We start from the raw sequence: 5,556 nt of genomic DNA, 5'->3' as shown, positions 1-5,556 counted from the left end.
GGCAAAAGAAGGATAAAGGGCAAGGTCGAGATAATCATCGACAAAGGAACTGACAGTAGTGAAGACAGAATCCATCTCAATATGAGGGAAGAGAGAATGGAGCAGTGGCAAACGGCCCTGAATCGAGTTATAGTGTGTTTGGTAATTTTGTTTATTGATCATGAACATATTTTACCAAAAAAGGCACCTCATCCATTACGGATCAGGTGCCTCTTTTTATTTTTGGACTGTCAGAAATTTAACAGCCCCTGGTATTTCACTCGGATTTATGTACAAAATGAATTAGCGACCAAAAGAAAAGAATGATTTTTTCTTATGAACGGGAATGTCTGTTACTGGCCTTCCAAGGATGACGTTTTTTGGATTTTCGTAAAACAGAAGATCCGCGGCCTTTTTTCCAACTTTCCTGCAGACCTGTTCATAGGCTGCCGAAAGATTCTCAATTCGATATCCGGTTGTGCGGTGGGTATCGGTAGCAACGGTATGAGCATATCCGTTTTCGATCAGCCACCAGGCGTTTTTCTTTGACTGCTTAGAGTCAAGACCAAGCAGGGAAGTGGCATTGATCTGGAAGACATAGTCGTTATCTGCCCAGTCGTTGATAACATCCATATCGAGTTTCTTATGGAAATAGCGCTCGACATGAGCGATAACTGGATGATATCCAGCCACGCTCAGTTCAAAGAGCGGATCAAAATCCAGGTTCTGAAATGCAAAGTCATAGCGAACGTTGTATTCAACCAGGATATAAGGTCCGTTATGAATTTTTGGAAGCCAGCCTTCACGCAGGGTATCGAGAAAGTGCGAATTGAGCATGACTTCTCCGCCTTTAAAAATATCTACATCAAATTCCTGGCCGAGCTGCTTCAGCTCATCCTGACGTGATGAGATTTTCAGGTAGTTATTTTTATCGGTTCTTCCTGGAATCACATGGGGAGTGGAAAGAATTGTATGAATGCCATCGGATGCAGCCATGGTTAAGGCAATTCGAGCATCTTCGATATTCTGGATTCCATCATCCACATGCCAGGCAATGTGAGAGTGCGTATCAATAAATTCCATAGATAGTTTTTCCTTTTTCGTATTTTTAGAACGTTAGATTAAATGTTTTGTTGAAATAATGAATCAATCAATTGATTCATTGTTTTTCTGTTTTTTTGTAGAACAGATCCATCAGAGTCTTCTGGTGTTTTTTTATGGTTGTTTGATCGTAAGGATGAATGATCTCTTAGGATCAGACATTAAAGCAGAGTTGAACTGAATTGTCATGAGTGATTCTTTTTACCTTTTAATGGATGCCATAGACTCCACGCGATGAAAAAGAACAGCCATGAATAACAACCATTATAATTGTTCAATCAAATTTTGTACGTGCTTTTTCTTTCGATTTTGTATTCCGTCCTGCTTTGAACCAAATCGAACAAAAATAGCCGTTTTGATCTCAAAGAAAAACGCTTCCCAGCACAGGAAGCGTAAATCACTAAGTTAATTCTGTTTAGAGGAAGCCTGTGCAAATTCTGTATCGTCAGGCATTTTAGCCACTTTAGAAAAGATCATTAATCCTAAAAGGAACAGAAAAGCAAGACATCCTACTGCGATGTTCTGAATTCCAGTCAGCTGAGTTACCAGACCAACAATCATAGTTCCAAGGAAGCTGGCACCCTTACCGCAAATATCAAAGATACCGAAATACTCACCGCTTGCATTAGCTGGAATCAGTCTTGCGAAATAGGATCTTGATAAAGCCTGAATTCCACCCTGGAATAATCCAACCGCAACAGCAAGAATCCAGAAGTCTGTCAGGTCATCAAGGAACAGCGCGTAAATCGCAATGCACAGATAGGCAAAGACTGCGATTTTGATCAGAAGTTCAGTGGAATACTTCTTGGCGAGGATTCCAAAGGTAATGGCTGCCGGGAAAGCTACAATCTGTGTCAGCAGAAGAGCCAGCAGCAGTGAAGTCTGATCCAGACCTAGACTTGTTCCGTAAGCAGTTGCCATTTCCATGATGGTATAAACGCCATCAATATAGAAAAAGAAGGCAAGCAGGAACAGGAAAGCTTTTTTATGACTTTTAATGTTTTTAAAAGTGCTGATCAGTCGGGCGAATGTCTGTTTAGCGACATGGTCTTCTTTTGGGACATAGTGTTTCTGTTTATAGGCTAAAGCGATAGGCAGAGTGAATAAGAACCACCAGACTGCATTGATCGCAAAAGCTAAAAGCATTGCTAAATTAAAGCTGATGCCAATCTGGTCATACATCAGTACGATCACTAATGAGATGACAAATGGTATAACGCTTCCGATATATCCCCAGGCATAGCCTTTTGAAGAAACAGTATCGAGGTCCTCTTCAGGAGCAACATCTACCAGCATCGAATCGTATACAACTAAAGATACAGAGTAGAAAACTCTTGCGAAGACGAAAAGAACCAGGAAGGCCAGCCAGTTGGACGGCATCCACAAACAGAATAGAAGAAGCGCGCCCAGTATAGCATTCAGTAAGAAAATTCGTTTTTTATTGCCTTTAAAGTCAGCCACAGTACCCATAATCGGTCCAAGGAATGCGACCAGGACAGTTGCAAAGCTTGCGGCATAGCTCCAGTAAGCCAGGTACTGTTCTTCATCGATTCCGCCGCTCAGGGCAAGATGGTTAAAGTAGATTGGGATGATTGTGGTTACAAGCAGAATAAATGCTGAGTTTCCGACATCATAGAGGATCCACTTCAGCTCCAAAGGAGTCAGTTTGTTTTTCATGTTTTAATCCCTCTATCTGTGGCTATCGTATCACATTGTAAGGTTGCTTTTTTTAAAAGGGCTTGCATTGTTGAAAGGGACGGATCTTCAGGTGGATTACCAATTCCATAACGGCTTTTTGACCTCTGGATTTCGAATTTATATCGAAAAAAATAAAAAAATTATCCCTTTAAGGTTGAGCGAAGACGAAGCTCTGATTAAATGATTTACTCAAAACGATCAGGAAATCAGGAATTGAAAGAGTGGATAAGTGAAGTAAGGTGGAAAAGAAAAATGATTCGGGCGAATTTTCAGCCTGAATCATTTTCGGATTCGAAATCCTTCCGTTGTCTGTATTTCCCAGTATAAACATACCTTAGATTTGTAAAACGAATGGTTCAAAATGAACTTTCTAACAGGGCAGTAATCCAAAGTTCAACGGATTTCGGATCTGATCGAATACGATTGAATCATAACAGGTCAAAGATTGCATTTTGTCCAGATAAACTGAAATATTGACAAATTTTCTTTCAAAATTCTTGAAAACATAAATCAGACCAGTTCATAAGCTGAAAGGATGCTTTAAAGCTTTCCTTATTACTGTGAATTGGTCTGACAAGAAGCAATATTAATTCATGAGCAACTACTCGGTTTTTTCAGTGGGATCGTATTCAAGAAGATCTCCCGGCTGACAGTTTAAAACCTCACACAAAGCCTGCAGAGTAGAAAAGCGGATGGCGCGTACTTTTCCGGTCTTAATTTTTGAAAGATTCACATTGGAGATACCGACTTTACTGGCAAGTTCATTGAGTGAGATATTCCGATCCGCCATGATTCGGTCAAGTCTGAGTACTATTTTTCCCATGTTCATGCCACCCTTCCTGGTTTCCTCTTCAAGTTCAGTGTATCTTATTGGAAAAACTTTTCATTTGGGGATCCCGGAAAGTATGTTATCTGAGTAAGATAAGCTGATTTATTGTGATATTTCTATCACTTTTGGATGATAAGTTCGCTTCATAAAAGAATTTTAAGATTATCCGCTCTGTTTATGGCGGTAGAATTAAAGCGACAGAATTTTACGAGCAGAATTTACAAACCGAAAGGTAAATTCGAACGGCAGATAGGACAAAATCAAAAATCAGAAGCACATCAATCAAACAAAGTGCAAGGGCCTGGCGAAGAATTATTGAGCATGAAAATGAAGAGCTGTGTAAACAGGCATCGAAACAAACAACAAAAAGCAGTGGATTTTTAGCTGAAAAAAGTTACATTCTGTATCATTTAAGCTGATTCAGGAATCAAAAAAATCTCAGTGCATCTTTTCTTTACTCAGAAGGGGTCTATGTGGTATTTTTAGAAGGCAGATTTTCGATCTGCTCTCTGTCCCTAATCAATTGGGACCATTAGACCAAAGGGAGGTGTACGCATGAAAAAATATGAAGTTATGTACATTGTGAACGCATCTTTAGACAACGAACAGGTAGCTGCTCTTCAGAAGAGACTGACTGCTCCAATTCTTGAAAACAACGGTACCATCGAAAATGTTGATGACTGGGGTGTAAAAGAATTTGCCTATGAAATCGATCACATGAAAAAAGGTCATTACGTAGTAATGGACTGTAAAGCTGACAACGAAGGAATCGAAGAATTCCAGCGTCTTTGCAGAATTAACCCAAATGTAATCCGCATCATGGTTATCAAAAAAGACGAAGAAAAGTAGTCGGGAGATAAACGATAATGAATAACGTTTGTCTTATCGGAAGACTGACCCGGGATCCTGAACCACGTTCAACGAATTCGGGGATGACGATCTGCAGATTTACCTTAGCCGTAGATCGCAGAAAATCTGCCAATCAGCAGCCAAATCAGCCTACCGCTGATTTTATTAACTGTGTTGCTTTTGGTAAAACAGCTGAAACAATTGTTCAATATGTTCATAAAGGAAATCGCTTTGCGATTACCGGCCACATTTCAACTGGCTCTTATGAAAATCAGCAGGGTCAGCGTGTTTATACATTTGAAGTTATTGTTGATAACTTCACTTTTATACATTCACGCAATGAAGGCTCTCAGTCCATGAACGGAGGCTATTCTCAATCGAATGGCGGCGGGTATGGATCCGGCAATAACAGCTGGGGCAATTCTAACAGCGCATCTTCACAGGACAGCTACTATGGTGGAGGATTCAGCTCCACACCAGCTTATAACAGTTATCAGAGTCCATCTGCTTCCAATCAGGGAGCCAATAACACTGGATTTGGAAACACAAACACTGCTTCACCATTTGGAAGTTCAAGCTCTTCAAATGATTTTGACAGCAGTTTTGATGATTCAGACGGACTCGACATCGCAAGTGATGACTTGCCTTTCTAGGAAGGAGAATTTTACATGGCTTTCAAAAAACAGCGCATGGGACGCAAAAAAGTCTGCTATTTCACAAAGAATAAAATCAAGGAAATCGACTATAAAGATACTGAACTGCTTAAACGGTTCATCAACGCCAACGGAAAAATCATTCCGCGTCGTGTAACTGGTACCCGTGCTAAATACCAGAGACAGCTCGCTACAGCAATCAAGCGTGCTCGTCAGATGGCTCTTCTGCCATACGTTGCTGACTAATTAAGCTTTCAGCAATCAATCCCAAATAAACCTTTAAGGGGCTGTTAAATTTCTGACAGTCCAAAAATAAAAAGAGGCACCTGATCCGTAATGGATGAGGTGCCTTTTTTGGTAAAATATGTTCATGCTCAATAAACAAAATTACCAAACACACTATAACTCGATTCAGGGCCGTTTGCCACTGCTCCATTCTCTCTTCCC

6 protein-coding genes are annotated in these 5,556 nt (G+C 40.4%); 3 read left to right on the top strand and 3 right to left on the bottom strand.

What is annotated here, in order from left to right; genetic code table 11:
- Positions 1-282: 282 nt before the first annotated feature.
- The 3 genes from BO222_RS01360 to BO222_RS01350 form a co-directional block, all read right to left on the bottom strand.
- Complete coding sequence (locus tag BO222_RS01360) at positions 283-1,062, bottom strand: tyrosine-protein phosphatase (protein WP_075817697.1); 780 nt, start codon at positions 1,060-1,062, stop codon at positions 283-285.
- Positions 1,063-1,485: 423 nt separating this feature from the next.
- Positions 1,486-2,757: an MFS transporter gene (locus BO222_RS01355; RefSeq protein ID WP_075817695.1), complete on the bottom strand. Its 1,272-nt coding sequence runs from the start codon at positions 2,755-2,757 to the stop codon at positions 1,486-1,488.
- Between the two features lie 622 nt (positions 2,758-3,379).
- Complete coding sequence (locus BO222_RS01350) at positions 3,380-3,607, bottom strand: helix-turn-helix domain-containing protein (RefSeq protein WP_430517243.1); 228 nt, start codon at positions 3,605-3,607, stop codon at positions 3,380-3,382.
- 555 nt (positions 3,608-4,162) lie between these two features.
- On the opposite strand from BO222_RS01350, the gene rpsF reads away from it, so the two are divergent.
- From rpsF to rpsR, 3 genes are read left to right on the top strand one after another with little or no spacing between them, the layout of a single operon-like run.
- Positions 4,163-4,456, top strand: coding sequence for a 30S ribosomal protein S6 (gene rpsF / locus BO222_RS01340; protein ID WP_075817689.1), 294 nt, complete (start codon positions 4,163-4,165; stop codon positions 4,454-4,456).
- 17 nt (positions 4,457-4,473) lie between these two features.
- On the top strand, positions 4,474-5,109 hold the full coding sequence (locus tag BO222_RS01335) for a single-stranded DNA-binding protein (RefSeq protein WP_083647614.1): 636 nt from the start codon (positions 4,474-4,476) through the stop codon (positions 5,107-5,109).
- 15 nt (positions 5,110-5,124) lie between these two features.
- The gene (gene rpsR, locus BO222_RS01330; protein WP_075817685.1) at positions 5,125-5,355 is read left to right on the top strand and encodes a 30S ribosomal protein S18; all 231 of its coding nucleotides are present in this window, start codon (positions 5,125-5,127) and stop codon (positions 5,353-5,355) included.
- Positions 5,356-5,556: the final 201 nt, after the last annotated feature.

This window comes from Ileibacterium valens (assembly GCF_001945525.1).
In the GTDB taxonomy this organism is placed as follows: domain Bacteria; phylum Bacillota_I; class Bacilli_A; order Erysipelotrichales; family Erysipelotrichaceae; genus Ileibacterium; species Ileibacterium valens.
This window is presented reverse-complemented; position numbering and strand designations above follow the sequence as displayed.

Bases quoted from the DNA above. Each gene is read 5' to 3' on its own strand.
- BO222_RS01355 (WP_075817695.1), bottom strand. From the start codon at position 2,757: ATGAAAAACAAACTGACTCCTTTGGAGCTGAAGTGGATCCTCTATGAT.
- BO222_RS01360 (WP_075817697.1), bottom strand. From the start codon at position 1,062: ATGGAATTTATTGATACGCACTCTCACATTGCCTGGCATGTGGATGAT.
- BO222_RS01335 (WP_083647614.1), top strand. From the start codon at position 4,474: ATGAATAACGTTTGTCTTATCGGAAGACTGACCCGGGATCCTGAACCA.
- rpsF (WP_075817689.1), top strand. From the start codon at position 4,163: ATGAAAAAATATGAAGTTATGTACATTGTGAACGCATCTTTAGACAAC.
- BO222_RS01350 (WP_430517243.1), bottom strand. From the start codon at position 3,607: ATGAACATGGGAAAAATAGTACTCAGACTTGACCGAATCATGGCGGAT.
- rpsR (WP_075817685.1), top strand. From the start codon at position 5,125: ATGGCTTTCAAAAAACAGCGCATGGGACGCAAAAAAGTCTGCTATTTC.